Source organism: Rheinheimera muenzenbergensis (genome assembly GCF_036984005.1).
GTDB classification, from domain to species: domain Bacteria; phylum Pseudomonadota; class Gammaproteobacteria; order Enterobacterales; family Alteromonadaceae; genus Alishewanella; species Alishewanella muenzenbergensis.
Window position 1 is genome coordinate 1 of sequence record NZ_JALAAR010000061.1, and the last position, 286, is coordinate 286.

The 286-nt window shown below is 52.4% G+C and carries 1 protein-coding gene; it reads right to left on the bottom strand.

Going from position 1 to position 286, the window contains the following annotated elements:
- Positions 1 to 286, bottom strand: a 286-nt coding sequence (locus MN202_RS20555; protein ID WP_335737997.1) for a YqaJ viral recombinase family protein, incomplete at both ends; no start/stop codon positions are given.

The following is a 286-nucleotide window of genomic DNA, read 5'->3' on the forward strand; positions in this document are numbered from 1 at the left end:
TACGCGGGTCATAGTTGGCAAAGTACCAGGCATTTTTTCGCGTCACCCACATGCTGTACTGCACCTGGGCCATGTAAGCTGACTTTATGGCCTCGAAACCACCGAGCCGGAACTTCATGAAATCCCGGGAGGTAAACGGGCATTTCAGTTCAAGGCCGTTGCCGTCACTGCATAAACCATCGGGAGAGCAGGCGGTACGCATACTTTCGTCGCGATAGATGATCGGGGATTCAGTAACATTCACGCCGGAAGTGAATTCAAACAGGGTTCTGGCGTCGTTCTCGTA